The 13950-nt window shown below is 64.9% G+C and carries 15 protein-coding genes; 5 read left to right on the forward strand and 10 right to left on the reverse strand.

The genetic code is table 11. From position 1 onward, the window contains the following. The 5 genes from AC1DIM_RS16830 to AC1DIM_RS16850 all read right to left on the reverse strand — a co-directional run. Positions 1-917: DUF222 domain-containing protein (locus AC1DIM_RS16830; protein WP_477711644.1), on the reverse strand; the 917-nt coding region annotated here is incomplete at its 3' end. Positions 918-1456: 539 nt separating this feature from the next. After that, entirely contained in the window at positions 1457-2155 is a 699-nt protein-coding gene (locus AC1DIM_RS16835; RefSeq protein ID WP_477711645.1) for a DUF2510 domain-containing protein, read from the reverse strand. Positions 2156-2343: 188 nt separating this feature from the next. Continuing rightward, entirely contained in the window at positions 2344-2823 is a 480-nt protein-coding gene (locus AC1DIM_RS16840) for a hypothetical protein (RefSeq protein ID WP_477711646.1), read from the reverse strand. A gap of 111 nt (positions 2824-2934) precedes the next feature. Then, on the reverse strand, positions 2935-3201 hold the full coding sequence (locus AC1DIM_RS16845; RefSeq protein WP_477711647.1) for a GlsB/YeaQ/YmgE family stress response membrane protein: 267 nt from the start codon (positions 3199-3201) through the stop codon (positions 2935-2937). A gap of 135 nt (positions 3202-3336) precedes the next feature. Further along, positions 3337-4170 (reverse strand): aldo/keto reductase, encoded by an 834-nt coding sequence (locus AC1DIM_RS16850; RefSeq protein WP_477711648.1) that lies wholly within the window; start codon positions 4168-4170, stop codon positions 3337-3339. 176 nt (positions 4171-4346) lie between these two features. On the opposite strand from AC1DIM_RS16850, the gene AC1DIM_RS16855 reads away from it, so the two are divergent. Further along, the gene (locus tag AC1DIM_RS16855) at positions 4347-4736 is read left to right on the forward strand and encodes a nuclear transport factor 2 family protein (protein ID WP_477711649.1); all 390 of its coding nucleotides are present in this window, start codon (positions 4347-4349) and stop codon (positions 4734-4736) included. A gap of 36 nt (positions 4737-4772) precedes the next feature. On the opposite strand, the gene AC1DIM_RS16860 is transcribed toward AC1DIM_RS16855, so the two are convergent. From AC1DIM_RS16860 to AC1DIM_RS16880, 5 genes are all read right to left on the reverse strand, one after another. Further along, a complete protein-coding gene (locus AC1DIM_RS16860) occupies positions 4773-5810 on the reverse strand; it encodes an NAD-dependent epimerase/dehydratase family protein (RefSeq protein ID WP_477711650.1) in 1038 nt (345 codons plus the stop codon). Next, a complete protein-coding gene (locus AC1DIM_RS16865) occupies positions 5807-6778 on the reverse strand; it encodes an aldo/keto reductase (protein WP_477711651.1) in 972 nt (323 codons plus the stop codon). The genes AC1DIM_RS16860 and AC1DIM_RS16865 overlap by 4 nt, the downstream gene beginning before the upstream one ends. 86 nt (positions 6779-6864) lie before the next feature. Beyond that, positions 6865-7686 (reverse strand): aldo/keto reductase, encoded by an 822-nt coding sequence (locus AC1DIM_RS16870; protein ID WP_477711652.1) that lies wholly within the window; start codon positions 7684-7686, stop codon positions 6865-6867. A 228-nt stretch (positions 7687-7914) separates the two neighbouring features. Then, a complete protein-coding gene (locus AC1DIM_RS16875; protein ID WP_477711653.1) occupies positions 7915-8124 on the reverse strand; it encodes a dodecin in 210 nt (69 codons plus the stop codon). Between the two features lie 105 nt (positions 8125-8229). Beyond that, positions 8230-8934 carry a FadR/GntR family transcriptional regulator gene (locus AC1DIM_RS16880; protein WP_477711654.1) on the reverse strand — a complete coding sequence of 235 codons (705 nt, stop codon included), beginning with the start codon at positions 8932-8934 and terminating at the stop codon, positions 8230-8232. Positions 8935-9079: 145 nt separating this feature from the next. On the opposite strand from AC1DIM_RS16880, the gene AC1DIM_RS16885 reads away from it, so the two are divergent. From AC1DIM_RS16885 to AC1DIM_RS16900, 4 genes are all read left to right on the forward strand, one after another. After that, entirely contained in the window at positions 9080-10636 is a 1557-nt protein-coding gene (locus AC1DIM_RS16885) for a four-carbon acid sugar kinase family protein (RefSeq protein ID WP_477711655.1), read from the forward strand. Between the two features lie 22 nt (positions 10637-10658). Beyond that, entirely contained in the window at positions 10659-11561 is a 903-nt protein-coding gene (locus AC1DIM_RS16890) for an NAD(P)-dependent oxidoreductase (protein ID WP_477711656.1), read from the forward strand. A gap of 63 nt (positions 11562-11624) precedes the next feature. Continuing rightward, positions 11625-13091, forward strand: a complete 1467-nt coding sequence (locus AC1DIM_RS16895) for a GntP family transporter (RefSeq protein WP_477711657.1) — start codon at positions 11625-11627, stop codon at positions 13089-13091. Further along, positions 13091-13942: a class II fructose-bisphosphate aldolase gene (locus AC1DIM_RS16900; RefSeq protein WP_477711658.1), complete on the forward strand. Its 852-nt coding sequence runs from the start codon at positions 13091-13093 to the stop codon at positions 13940-13942. Before AC1DIM_RS16895 ends, AC1DIM_RS16900 begins: the two co-directional genes overlap by 1 nt. Positions 13943-13950: the final 8 nt, after the last annotated feature.

The following is a 13950-nucleotide window of genomic DNA, read 5'->3' on the forward strand; positions in this document are numbered from 1 at the left end:
TTGGGTGTGGCGGAGGGCTTCTTCGGTGGGTTTTGGGTGTGGCGGAGGGCTTCTTCGGTGGGTTCGGTGCCGTCGGTGTCGAGGGTGTCGGCCCAGCGGCGGGCAACGCGGGCGAGGAAGTCGGGGTCGGCGGTCGCGGCGGTGCGGGTGAGGTCGTGTTCGATCCGGTTCAGGGTCTCGGGTGTGGTGTGGTGTTTGAGGCGGTCCAGGGTGGCGGTGATGATGGTCCCGGCCCGGGAGGAGAGCACCGGCCCGGAACCGGCCGGGAACGCAGGTTCCGTTGTCTCCTCGGTGCGGGGGTCCTCGGTGCCGGGGTCTGCGGTGGCGGGGGTGAAGGCTGCGGCGAGGTGTTCGCGGGCCGGGGGGATCTGGTCTCCGGTGAGGGTGGTTTCGGGCAGGATGGCGTGGGCGAGGTGGAGGCGGCGTTTGGCTTCGCCGAGCCCGATCCGCAGCCGCAGGCGGAGGAACTCCGCGGTGGTTTTGCAGCCGTCGTCCGCCGGGGAGCATGGAACAGCCCTCGCGTCCCCAGCGGCCCGGGGAGTAACGGCGATTCCGGCAATGTCGGTGGTGGTGCCGGCAGGCCAGGCCGCGTCGGTTTCGTTCAGGGTTTCGATGCCGTTGTCCCAGCCGGTGGTCCACGTCCTGGTGCTCCGGCTGGCCGCGGCGTTGGTGATGGCCTGGGTTCGGGTGCGGTCCACGGCCCCTGCGGAGAGGATCTGGGCGTAGTCCACGGAGCGGGAGAGCTCCTCGACGTGGGCCGCGAACTCGGCGGCCTCGACGTAGCCGGCCAGGGCCAGGTGGTCTGGAGCGGCAGCGACTGAGGCGCGGACCGCCGCGATCGCCGTAGCCAGGCTCACCGGCGCGGGCACGACGGAATCGCCGCCGTTCCCCGCGAACCGCTCCGTCAAAGCCTCCATGTGACCACTCTGCCGTGGGGGTCTGACATTATTGCCGGCGTTGGACTGTCCGCGCCTGGAACCCCCGCCGATGCCAGGCTCGCAGGCCCAGGCACGGCGGAACTACGGCCGTTCCCCGTAAGCCGCCCCGTCAAAGCCTCCATAGGAATACTCTGCCGCGAGGGTAGGCCAATTTAGGAGTCGGGCGGGTTGCTCAGAATAAACTGACCGCTATTAGGGTCACTGTGGTGGTCTCCACGAGCAACGTGCCCGGACCATCGGTCACTGTGTGAATCAGCTTTCCCACATTTCGCGCAGTGGCGGTAGAACGTGCCGTCAGGGTTGGACTCCGCGAGCCAGTGATGTCCGACATGTAACTTACAGAGCAGGTTATCGAGCATGGTGCGCTCCATTTTCCGAAAGCCCGTGCGGGACTCGAACCGGGTTCGCTCCGAGGCACTTAAATTCTACCGAAGCAGGATTTTGCAATCCAGACCGTCTGGAACTATCGGGGTGCGATACGCGGCAAACGTCGGATACCCGCCCGCCCAAACACCTGCTCAGGCGGGAATGGTCGCGATCATGGACGACATCAGCGCGGACATTTTGATGTTTGTCACCACGATGTTGAGGACGACAATGCCGATTAGTACCCAAATGGGCACAAGCCCCCGGCCTCGGGCTACCTTGGCCATGATCACTGATCGCCCGATGACGTAAACGGCGCCGCCAAGAAAGCTCCAAGCCCAATGGAACGGCCGGACGACGCCGTCACGCTTAAGCCGTTGGGAGTCGAAGTAGGCAAGTAGTACGGAAACCGCGTAGGTGAGGAAGCCCGAGAATAGCAGCAGGAAGTAGGCGGGAGTGAAGAGCGACCACGGGTCCAAAGTCTGCCGCCGGCCCACGGAAATGAATCTGAATTCCGGGTTCCAGAGCAGGACAAGAACCGTGGATAGCAGCGGAAGCAGGGTGATGACCCAAATCAGCGGGTTGTAGACAGTGGCGTCGCGCCTCAGGAGGGGACGCTCATACGCGACGGGTACGTTCGCATAATGACCCGCCGGGTAGCCGCCCGCGGCGTAGGGACTGGCTCCCGGGTAAGGGCTGGTGGCGGCAGGCCAGCCATAGGGGCCTTGCTGGGAGGGGGTGCTGAACTGGTCGGTCCAGACGGAGCCGTCCCACCAGCGGAGCCGTCCTGTGCCGGCAGGATCGGGGTACCACCCCGAGGGTGCGGCTGGGATGTTGCCTGAAGTGCTCATGTGTACCCCCGAATATCCGGCCGGCCACTTAGGACCCGTTGGTTGCCATCACCTGAGACGCCACCGGCCGCCGCGTCCCCCAAGGATCGCGACGGCCAGCAAGGTCAATCAGTTCTAGCACAGTTCCAGCAGGGCTTGGTGTCACGCAGCAACGCTGGCCGTCACGCCCCCGTGAGGAACCGGGGCGATCACTCTCGCCTGGGATCCACGTTTGTGGCTGCCCCGGCGGGCGTAGCCCCACCCTCGTCGGACCAGTCTTGGCCGTGGTTATCGTTGAGCGCAGGATCGGATTCAACATCCGGGGTCCCGAGGTTCACCGTTTCCGGGTGGGTGCTGTCGGCGGGGACGTGGTTCCCGGCGGTGCCCGACGCACTTGGCAAGGCGCCGGCGTCGGAAGTTTTTGCTTTACCATTGCTGGACGCGTCGTGGTGGGCGGCCGACCCGATCACGGTCCCTGCCCTGCGCGCGGCCTCGCCAAGCTGATCCGCGACCCCGGGAGCCTTTTCCTTGATGGCTTGTGTGGCAGCACTGACCTTGTCCTGGACGGGCTTACTGTCCCAGATGCCCGTTGCCCTGGACTTCAGCTTGTCGTACGCTGCCCGGCCGGACCGAGACCCTAAAACGTAGCCTGCAGCGATGCCAATACCCAAAAGAAGTTTCGATTTCATCATGAACTCCTGCCCGTTGAGAAGGTGTAAGTCTCCGGCGCGATTGGCCGGAAGGATAGAAAACCGGCCCAGGGAAGTGTCCCGGGGCCGGTTTTCAGGCCGCTGATGAAGTTAGCTGCGGACGCTGCGCTTCGTGACCATGCCGTAGATTAGCAGCACGATGATGGAGCCCACGATCGCCAGCAGCCAGGTCTGGATCGAGAAGAAATCCTGCAACGGCGCGTTGAACAGCAGGCCACCAAGCCAGCCGCCGAGGAACGCTCCGACGACACCGAGGAGCAACGTGATGAAAATTCCGCCACCCTGCCGGCCGGGAAGGATCGCCTTGGCGATAGCACCGGCAATAAGGCCAAGAATCAGAAATCCAAAGAAGCCCATTTTTGTCGTTCCTTCTTCCTAAGTCAGGGAGGTGCCCGGATCCCGGGTACGCTTCATCCCTCTGCCTCAATACTAATCATGCTTAGTTTCTTTTCGCCACTCCTGATCACCAGAAAAGGCCGATCAAGGGGCGACTTAGTGCCCTGTCCTGTCGGAATCGTTTCCGGCTCCGGGGCCCTCGTCCAGAACCGCAAGTTCCGCTAGATCCTGCGGTTCCAGGGCGAAATCGAAGACTTCCAGGTTCTGCCGCATCCGCTCCGGATTTCCCGATTTTGGAATGACCACAAGTCCCTGCTCAATATGCCAGCGCAACACCACCTGGGCAGGTGTTTTGCCGTACTTTTCACCCAGTTGCGCCAGGATGGGGGCCTGTAACAGGCTCGCTCCGGACCCTCCCAGTGGGCTGTAGGACTCCGTCACGATTCCGTGCTTAGCGTTAAAATCACGATCAGTCGCGCGGGTGATGGCCGGGCTCAGCTGGATCTGGTTAACGGCCGGTACCACGTCAGTCGCGGCCAGCAGCCGCTCCAGATGTGCCGGCTTGAAGTTGGAGACGCCGATCGACCGAACTTTCCCCTCGGCCTGCAGCCGTTCGAACGACTTCCACGTGGAGACAAACTCGTCGCGCGCAGGGAGCGGCCAGTGGATCAGCAGGAGGTCCACATAGTCCAACCCCATGCGGGTCAGTGACCCTTCCAGCCCCGCCACGGCCCGGTCCTCGCCCTGGAACTGGCCATCCAGTTTGGTGGTAACAAACAGTTCACCGCGGTCCACGCCACTGCTGCGGATGCCGTTCCCCACACCCTCCTCGTTGCCATATTTCACGGCGGTGTCGATGTGCCGGTACCCGGCTTCCAGGGCGCGTACGACGGCGGTCGCCACCTGGTCGTCGTCCAGCGGCCAGGTGCCGAGCCCCAGTTGTGGGATGGTGTGGCCGTCGTTGAGCGTGATGAGCGGTGAGAGTGTCATTTCACCAGTCTGCCCCGAATCAGGCAGCGGCGTATTCCGGCTCCTCCGGACAAAGTATCGGGCCGCATGGGAAGTTTCACGAGAGACTCCCGGCGTCACCGTGGCACAGCACGGGCTCCGGGAGGACAATTCAAGTGTTGGCGGTCCGCTGAAATCATCAGGAAATCAGGTCAAAAATGGGTGAATCAAACGCTAATGAAAACGTGGTCAGCCGGTTGATCGCGTGCATCAACGAGCGCCATATAGAGGTCATGGACGAGCTGTTCCACGACGACGCGGTGATGCACTGGCCGCAGTCCGGGGAAGTTGTGCGCGGCGCAGAAAATCGGCGGGGAATCTACAACGCCTTCCCTCAGTTGCCCACCATCACACCGCGCAGGATGGTGAGCGGCGGAAACCTTGTGGTGGCCGAAGCCCTGCTGGACTACAACGGCCCGAAATACGAAACGGTGTTCATCTTCGAGTTCCGGGACGGCAGGATCGCCAAGGAAACGGCCTATTGGAGCGAGGCCTTCGACGCGCCTGAATGGCGGGCGCAGTGGGTTGAAAGAGGATCCGTGGGTTGAAAAAGAACCGGCGGGTTGAAGGCGGATTAAGAGGCCCTAGCCCGCGCTCCGGGCCCACCGAATCAGCCGATCGCTCAGCGCCATGAACTTGTGGTCGACCACCTGCAGTTCAGGGTGGCTGTCGAACCAGTTGACGATCTCCCGGGTTCCGTCCGCGAAGGGAATGGTGGCCGTGAAACCAGGCACCAGGGCTTTGATCTTACTGTTGTCGAACACTACTGAATGGGCCCTGTCGCCGAGCAGGCTGGGCCCGAGGTGTGGACTGTAGCCGGTGCTCTGGGTGGCTATGGTTTCCGAGGCGATATGGACCAGTTCGGGCTCGGGAACCCCGGCCGCCCGCGCAAACAGGCCGTAGATCTGGTTCCAGGGCAGGTATTCGTCGGAGGTGATGGTGTAGCTTTCGCCCACTGCCTGCGGCCTGCCCAGCAGCCCAACGAACGCCTTGGCGAAGTCGCGCGCGTGCGTCATCGTCCAGAGCGAGGTGCCGTCGCCGTGCACCATGACCGGCTGGCCGGTGCGCATGCGGTGGATGTCTGTCCAGCCGCCCACCAGGCCGACTCTCGTGTGGTCGTAGGTGTGGGACGGGCGCACCACAGTGACCGGAAAGTCATCCGACCGATAGGCCGCGAACAGCACGTCCTCGCAGGCGATCTTGTCCCGCGAATACTGCCAGAACGGGTTTTTCAACGGCGTGGATTCCAGGATCGGCAACCGGGTCGGAGGCTTTTGGTATGCCGACGCCGTACTGATGAAGACGTACTGGCCGGTACGGCCCCGGAACTGTTCCATGTTGGCCCGCGCCTGATCCGGGGTGAAGGTAATGAAGTCCGCGACGGCGTCGAACTCCCTGCCCGCCAATACGTCCCGCACGGCCGCCGCGTCACGGATGTCCGCGTACAGTACCTCGGCGCCGTCCGGCACGGCCCTGGCGGATTGCCCCCTGTTGAGGATGGTTACCCGGTGGCCGAGGACGACGGCGCGTTGTGCCGCTGCCGCGCTGATCACGCCGGTGCCGCCCAGGAAGAGGAGGTTCCGTGGTGCCACAGTGTCGGCTTCGGGACCCAAGAGGTTCACCAGGCGTAGTCTTCCGGTGCCGGCCGGTGCCCAGGGAAGATCTCATCGAGTTTCCTGAGCGCTGCCTCATCGAGCGTGACATCCAAAGCCCGGATGGCGGCGTCGAGCTGTTCCTGCGTGCGCGGTCCCACAATCGGTGCGGTGACTGCCGGCTGGTGCAGCAGCCAGGCAAGTCCGATGTCGCCAGGTTCGTGGCCCAGTTCGTCCGCGAGGTCCTCGAACTGCTGAATCTGTTCGCGGTGGCTCTTGAGCGTCTCCACCGCCCGTCCCTCTGCTCGCCGGACGCCCGCGCGCTCCTTCTTCAGCACCCCGCCGAGGAGCCCGCCTTGGAGCGGGGACCAGGGGATCAGCCCCAGCCCGTACTGCTGGGCGGCGGGAATGACCTCAAGTTCAACGTCGCGGCGGAGCAGGTTGTAGATGGACTGCTCGCTGACCAGCCCGTTGTAGTTCCGGCGGCGGGCGGCTTCCTGCGCTTGGGCGATGTGCCAGCCGGCGAAGTTGCTGCTGCCTGAGTAGAGAATTTTGCCCTGCTGGACGGCAACCTCGATGGCCTGCCAAATTTCGTCCCACGGGGTATCCCGGTCGATGTGGTGGAACTGGTAGACGTCGATGTAGTCCGTCTGCAGGCGCTTGAGGCTGGCATCCAGGGCGCGGCGGATGTTGAGCGCCGAAAGCCTGGACTCGTTGGGGCGATTCGTCATGGTGCCGTACAGCTTGGTAGCCAGGACGGTTTTTTCCCGACGCTCGCCACCTCCGGCGAACCAGCGCCCGATGATCTCCTCCGTCCAGCCGCGTTGCCCGGCCCCGCCGTAAACGTTGGCCGTATCAAAGAAGTTAATGCCGGCGTCGAGTGCGGAATCCATGATCTTGTGTGCGTCGGGTTCGTCGGTATGCGGGCCGAAATTCATGGTGCCCAGGCAGAGCCGGGACACTTTGAGGCCTGATCGTCCAAGATGCGTGTACTTCACGGGGAATCCTCACTGCTCGGAACTGGTTTGGACAGGTTCGGCCACCGGGGCCTGCCGGGGGTTGCCGGCAGGCCCGATCAGCGATTCTAGAACTGCGTGAAAGCGGCGACGGCGGGATCCGCACCGATGCGCGCGCCCCGCTCAAGGGCGGTGATCGAGGCGAGTTCGTCGTCGGTCAGCCCAAGGGACGTGGCAGCGAAGTTCTCGCGCATGCGTGCCGAGTCAGCTGACTTGGGGATAACGATGGTGCCGGCGGCGAGGTGCCAGGCCAGAACCACCTGGGCGGTGGTGGCGTGGTGGGCCTGCGCGACGGCGGTGACAGCGTTTCCGTTCAGGTCGCCACCCTGACCCAGGGGGCTGTAGGCCTCCACTGCGATGCCGAGCGCCCGGCTCTTTGCGGCAAGCTCCGCCTGCTGGTAGCTGGGGTGAAGCTCGATCTGGTTCACAGCCGGAACAACCTCGCTGGATTCGAGCAGCGTGTCCAGATGATCGGAGAGGAAGTTGGACACCCCGATCGCGCGGAGCTGCTCGCCTGCGTACAGGTGTTCCATTTCCTTCCATGCCTGGACAAATAGCCCCTGCGACGGAACAGGCCAGTGGATGAGGTAGAGGTCCAGGAATTCAAGGCCCAGCGCCTTGAGGCTGTCCTGGAACGCCTCCCGGGCCCGGCCCTGGTCACCATTGCGGAGCTTGGTAGTGATGAAGAGTTCTTCGCGCGCAATTCCGGACGCTGCGATGGCCGCACCCACGCCGGCCTCGTTGCGGTACGCGGCCGCCGTATCGATGTGGCGGTAGCCGGCTGCGAGGGCGTCCTCGACGATCCGCTGCGTGTCTTCCGGCGGCACCTGGAAAACGCCGAAGCCGAGCTGGGGGATGGTGACGCCGTTGTTCAGCGAGATGTCAGTCATAGGTGCTCCTTTGTTGGTGCAAGGGATGGTTCCGGGGGCCAAGCCGCACCGGAAACCGTTTTCGGAAATGCTCCAGGTATGAGCCTATGCATTTTTCCGGTTCGCGTCAGCCACCTGGCTGCCGGCAGCCAGCGCCACCCGCCAACTGCGCCGCCCGGCCGGTCAAACACCGTTGGCCGCGCCTGGGGCGCGGCCAACGGTTATGCCATCGGTAGTGAACAGGCTGGATCAGCCTTCGTGGCGGAAACCCAGTTTGACCCGCACCTGCCAGTCGGCGACGTTGCCATCCTTGAGATGGCCGCGAATTTCCTTCACCTCAAACCAGTCAAGATTGCGGAGCGTTTTGCTGGCTTCGGCGATGCCGTTGCGGACTGCTGCGTCAACGCCTTCTTCGGAGGTGCCGACAATTTCAGTAATGCTGTACGTGTGATTGGACAACTTCGCTCCTCGTGATCGCCTTCGATTCCCGGTTGCGGGCCGTCCTTGAACCCTAGTGGCGATTTCCGGGCGTGGCCAGAGCCAGGAACTCCGGGGCGGGGGGAGCTAGGGTGCCTCGAGAACCAGGTTCTTGAGATCGTCCAAAGTTTGCTGCATGTGTGAATCCATGGCTTCACGGGCCCTGGCGGGATCGCGTGATTCCAAGGCCTCGGCAATGTGCTGGTGGTGGCCGATGGCGTGTTCCTGGATAGTGCGCACCGCTGACGTTTCCGCACGGCGTTTTTCCAGCACGCGCTGCAGGGGCTCGAAGAGGACGGCGACAAAAACGTTCTCCGAAGCGCGCAGGATCAGGTCGTGGAAGGCGAGGTCGGCCGCGACAAACGCAGCTACGTCGTTGACTTCATGAGCCACCCGCATGGCCGCGACATTGCCGAACAACACCTCAATGTCCCTGCTGCTGATCCGGGAGGCGGCCAGTTCACAGGCCCCGGTTTCCAGCATCCTTCGGAGCTCAATGAGTTGCACAGAGGCCACAGCCTCGTTCTGCCCCTCCGAGGCGGCGCGCAGCACAGCTTCCAGCGAGGCCCAGCGGTTCAGCGGGTTCACAAAGGTGCCGCGTCCGCGTTCGACGCTGAGGATCCGCTGCGCCTCAAGGGTCTTCATGGCTTCGCGAACGGTCATGCGGCTGACCTCGTGCTTGGCGCTGAGCTCAAGTTCGCCGGGCACGCTGGACCCGGGCGGGAAATCTCCGGCAATGATCCGGTCCAGTAGTTCGTCAGCCACAACGCCCACCAGTGATTTCCGTGCCATTTGTCCCCCTTGCCGCCGTCGCCAGATGTCTGACAAGTCTACTTGCGCGTTTGTATGTCCTATGCCACACTATTTCAAATGTTAGATGTCAGACATCTTACAGTTACTTATTGAGACGACAGATACCCACACAACGGAGTGCACAGTGACGCTTGAAGCAGACCTCCTGGCCGCCTTCCCGGCCGAAGTCCGGATTCCCGCCAGCCTTGTTGCCGACGCCGTGGCCGCCTCCAATGCGGAGACCGCCCGCATGCTGGTAGTGCTCGACGACGACCCCACCGGTACGCAGTCCGTTGCGGATCTGCCGGTGCTCACCCGCTGGGACGTCGAGGATTTCATTTGGGCTTTTGGCCAGGCCAAGCCCGCCGTCTACGTGCTGACGAACACCCGCAGCCTGGACCCCGCAGAAGCTGCCGTCCGGAACGAGGAAGTGGTCCGCAACGCCCTGGCCGCCGCCGGGTCAGCAGACGCCGGGTCCGCAAACGCAGGGTCTGGTTCCGGCCTGCGGCTCGGCTTCGTGAGCCGAAGCGACTCCACCCTCCGCGGCCACTACCCGCTTGAGCCCGACGTCATCGCAGCCACTGTGGCCGAAGTCAGCGGCGAAGCGACCGACGGCGTGGTCCTGGTTCCGGCGTTCCCCGACGCCGGCCGCGTGACCATCGGCGGCGTGCACTACACCCGCGGCACGGGCAGCGACGCCGGCAAGCTCACCCCTGCGGCTGAAACCGAATTCGCCAAGGACGCCAGCTTTGGCTACGCCAACTCCGAGCTGGCCAAGTACGTTGAAGAAAAGTCGAAGGGCCGTTTCGCCGCGGAGTCGGTGATCGTCCTGGACCTGAACATCATCCGCGCCGGTGCCGCCAGCAAAGGCACCGCAGAAAACCCCGACGGCGACGCCTCCATCAGCGCGGCCATCAGCGCCGACGCCATCGCCGATGCCATCGCCCCCGCCACCAACTCCACGCCGATCGTGGCGGACATCGTCACCGAAAATGACCTCCGCGTCCTGTCCCTGGGCCTGGAAGAGGCCGAACGGCGCGGCAAAAGGCTGCTTTACCGTGTGGGCCCGCCGTTTGGACGCGCCCGGATCGGCCAGGACATCCGCACCGAACTCAGTGGGGCCGAGGCCTACGCCGGCAACACCCCCTCGGAAGCGGGCGGCCTGATCGTCGTCGGCTCCCACGTGGGCGTCACCACCCGCCAGCTCAAGGCCCTCACCGAGCAACACAGCGCCGCACGGATTGTCGAAATCGACGTCGAGAAGCTCCTTGCCGCCGAAACCGAAACGGCCGCTGATGCCTATGTGGACCAGACCGTGGAAACGGTTGTGGAGGCCCTTCGCGGCGGCGACGTCATCGTCCACACCAGCCGCCTGCTCATCAAGACTGACGACCCCGCCGAAAGCCTGCGGATCGCACGCACTGTGTCCGCCGCCGTCGTCGCTGTCGTCAACCGGACCCTGAAGACCTTCCCGCCGCGGTTCGTCATCGCCAAGGGCGGCATCACGTCCTCCGACGTCGCCGCCCACGGACTGGAAATCCGCCACGCCATTGTCCGCGGCCCTATGCTGCCGGGCATCGTCTCGCTCTGGGAGCCGGTGGACGGCCCCGCCAAGGGCATTCCGTACATCGTGTTCGCAGGCAACGTGGGCGACGACCAGTCCCTCGCCGACGTCACGCGCAAGCTCAGCAACACTTTCTAGCCAGAATTCAAAGGAGAACACCATGACCAGCAATTACACCGTCACCGTCCTGGGGCTCGGCGCCATGGGGCTGCCCATGGCCACCCGGCTCGCCAGCGAACTCACCGTCCACGGCTTCGACATCGCCGAGCCGCGCCTGAAGCTCGCCGAAGAAGCCGGCATCGCCACCTTCGCCACCGCCCGCGAAGCCGCCAAGGGCGCCGACGCCCTGCTCCTCGCGGTCCGCAACGGCGAACAGCTCAACGATGTCCTCTTCGGTGAGAACGGCGTGGCCTCCGTACTGGAGCCTGGCGCCGTCGTGATCCTCGGCAGCACCGTGGGCACCGAAGCCATCCCCGCCACCGTGGCCAAGCTGGCCGAATACGGCGTCGAACTCGTGGACGCACCGCTCTCCGGCGGCCCCAAGCGTGCCGGCGAAGGCGACCTGCTGATCGTGGTCGGCGCGTCCCCCGAAGCCCGGGAAAAGGCCCGGCCGGCCCTGGAACTCCTCGCCTCCACCCTGACCGTGGTGGGCGATAAGCCCGGCGACGGCCAGGCCCTCAAGACCGTCAACCAGCTCCTCTGCGGCGTCCACATCGCCGCGGCCGCCGAGGCCATGGCCCTCGCCGACGCCCTCGGTCTGGACCAGGCCAAAACCCTCGCCGCCCTTGAAGCCGGCGCCGCCGGTTCGTTTATGCTCTCCAACCGCGGTCCCCGCATCCTCGAGGCCTACACCGAGGAAGGTGCAGAGGTCCTGTCCCGCCTGGACATCTTCGTCAAGGACATGGGCATCGTGGGCAAGGCCACCCGGGCCGCCGGCCTGGCAGCGCCTGTTGCCGCCGCGGCCGAGCAGCTCTACCTCCTGGGCCAGGCCCAGGGCCTCGCCGCGGCAGACGACTCAGCCGTCATCAAGGTGGTCGCCCCCACCAAGCGCACCCCCGCCTAACAACTGCCCAGCGCCATCTTGCCAGTGCTCTGGAAGACTGGCTTGTCAAAGGAGACACCCGAAATGAACCCCCTGATTAACTCGCTGATGGTGGGGGCGGCCGACGCCCCAGCCATCAAACCCGCAGTGGAGCTGGGTACTCCACTGCTCCTCACCATCGCCGCCGTGGGCGTTGCCCTCCTGCTGGTGATGATCATCCGCTTCAAGATCCAGGCCTTCGTGGCGCTGCTGACAGTCAGCATCCTGGTCGCTGTGGCAGCGACTATCCCGCTACAGGACGTCTTTACCGTGGTCTCCAGCGGGGTGGGAAGCACCATGGGCAAAGTGGCCATCCTCATTGCCCTCGGCGCTGTGCTGGGCCGGATGATTGAAGTCTCCGGTGGCGTCCAGTCCCTGGCTGACCACTTCACCAGCAAGCTGGGGGCCAAGCGCGTTGCGGTGGCACTCACCGCCGTCGGGTTCCTGGTGGCCATCCCGGTCTTCTTCGAGGTGGGCATTATCGTGCTGGTGCCCATCGTCTACGCCTTTGCCAAGATCGCCAAGGTCCATCCGGTCAAGTTCGGCCTGCCCATGGCCGGCATCATGCTCTCCATCCACGTCGCAGTCCCGCCGCACCCCGGAATCGTTGCCGGCGCAGGCGTTCTCGGCGCCGACATCGGACTGATCGCCCTGATCTCGCTGGTGATCTGCGTGCCGCTGGGCTTCCTGTCCTACTGGGTCGCCTCCATCATGAACCGCAAGGACTACGAACTGCTGCCTGCCGTGAAGGCCCAGGTGGAGGAATTCGGCACCAAGTCGCTGGTCAAGGTGGGCCACGACGGCCCCGGCGCCTCCGCCGTTGCCCCGCCCCGGCCGGGCCTGATCATCTTCCTCATCGCCGCCCCCATCGCGCAGATCCTGCTCGGAACCATGGGAACCCTCATCATCCCCAGGGACAACCCCTGGTACGGCGTGGCCTCCTTCGTCGGCAACCCCTTCCTCGCACTCCTGGTCGCCGTAGCACTGTCCTTCTTCCTGCTGGCGGTCCGCCGCAACTGGTCCTTGAAGGAAACCGGTGAAATCTTCGAGGGCGCACTTCCGCCCATCGCCTCCATCCTCATGGTCGTAGCCGCGGGCGGAGTCTTCGGCAACGTGCTGCAGGTCTCCGGTATCGGCGGCGCGCTGTCCAAGACCCTGGACACGCTCGGCGTGCCCCTGCTGCTGCTTGGTTTCATCATCTCGCTGGCACTGCGCGCCGCGCAGGGTTCGGCCACGGTTGCGATCGTCACCACGACGGGCCTGCTCAGCGCTGCGGTCAGCAGCGGAGGTTACACCCCGGCGCAGATCGCGGTCATCGTCATTGCCATCGGCTTCGGTGCCCTGGGCCTCTCCCACGTGACGGATGCCGGGTTCTGGGTGGTGGTCCGCTACTACGGCCTCACCGTCTCGGACGGCCTCAAGACCTGGACCGTCCTCACGACTATTCTTGGTTTGGCCGGCTTCGCCTTGACGTTCGTGGCCTGGATCCTGGTGGGAGGCCTGGGCGTCTGATGCGCACCCGACTCGACCACCTGGTCGCCACAGCCCTGCAGCAGGGCTCGGCCGTTCCCGCGTTCACCTGTTACGACTTCACCACAGCCCTTGCCGTGGTGGGTGCCGCCGAGGAGGCGGGCCGGGGCGTCATCCTCTTAGTTGCCCCCAAGACGGCCGCCACACCCAACGGCCTGCGGCTGATCGCCGCGCTCCGAGGCCTGGCGGACGCGGCGTCCGTTCCGGTGGCCGTCCAGCTGGACCACGCCTCGGACCTGAACGTGATGGCCGACGCCGTCGCCGCGGGGGCGGATTCGGTCCTCGCGGACGGTTCGTCCCTGCCGTTTGAGGACAACATTGCACTGGTCCGCGAGGCGCGCGCTTTGCTGGGCGCCGACGTCGTGCTTGAAGCAGAACTCGGCGGGCTGGCCGGCGACGAGGACCGCGCCTTCGGTGCGGACGCCGCGGGTGTGGCAGTTGCCGGCCTGACCGACTCCGCCCAGGTGGAGGACTTTGTGGCCCGGACCGGCGCCCAGCTGCTGGCCGTCGCCGTGGGGAACGTGCACGGCAAGTACAAGGGCGAGCCGCAGCTGCGCTGGGACGTCCTGCAGGACATCGCCGTGCGGACCCACATCCCGCTGGTGCTCCACGGCGCGTCCGGGATTCCCGCGGACGAGCTGGTGAAGGCTGCCGCCATGAACGTGGGCAAGGTCAACTTCAATACCGAACTGCGCACGGGCGTGCTCTCCACGCTCCAGGAACAGCTGCCCGTGCACCGGGCCGACGGCGAAAACCTCCAGGGCCTGCTGGGCCACTGGAACACCTCGGCCCGGGTATTTGCGGGGGCGGCATTGGGGATGCTCACCCGCTGAATTTTTTA

Source organism: Pseudarthrobacter sp. 01T43, assembly GCF_056398665.1.

Bases quoted from the DNA above. Each gene is read 5' to 3' on its own strand.
- AC1DIM_RS16835 (WP_477711645.1), bottom strand. From the start codon at position 2,155: ATGAGCACTTCAGGCAACATCCCAGCCGCACCCTCGGGGTGGTACCCC.
- AC1DIM_RS16840 (WP_477711646.1), bottom strand. From the start codon at position 2,823: ATGAAATCGAAACTTCTTTTGGGTATTGGCATCGCTGCAGGCTACGTT.
- AC1DIM_RS16845 (WP_477711647.1), bottom strand. From the start codon at position 3,201: ATGGGCTTCTTTGGATTTCTGATTCTTGGCCTTATTGCCGGTGCTATC.
- AC1DIM_RS16850 (WP_477711648.1), bottom strand. From the start codon at position 4,170: ATGACACTCTCACCGCTCATCACGCTCAACGACGGCCACACCATCCCA.
- AC1DIM_RS16855 (WP_477711649.1), top strand. From the start codon at position 4,347: ATGGGTGAATCAAACGCTAATGAAAACGTGGTCAGCCGGTTGATCGCG.
- AC1DIM_RS16870 (WP_477711652.1), bottom strand. From the start codon at position 7,686: ATGACTGACATCTCGCTGAACAACGGCGTCACCATCCCCCAGCTCGGC.
- AC1DIM_RS16880 (WP_477711654.1), bottom strand. From the start codon at position 8,934: ATGGCACGGAAATCACTGGTGGGCGTTGTGGCTGACGAACTACTGGAC.
- AC1DIM_RS16890 (WP_477711656.1), top strand. From the start codon at position 10,659: ATGACCAGCAATTACACCGTCACCGTCCTGGGGCTCGGCGCCATGGGG.
- AC1DIM_RS16895 (WP_477711657.1), top strand. From the start codon at position 11,625: ATGAACCCCCTGATTAACTCGCTGATGGTGGGGGCGGCCGACGCCCCA.
- AC1DIM_RS16900 (WP_477711658.1), top strand. From the start codon at position 13,091: ATGCGCACCCGACTCGACCACCTGGTCGCCACAGCCCTGCAGCAGGGC.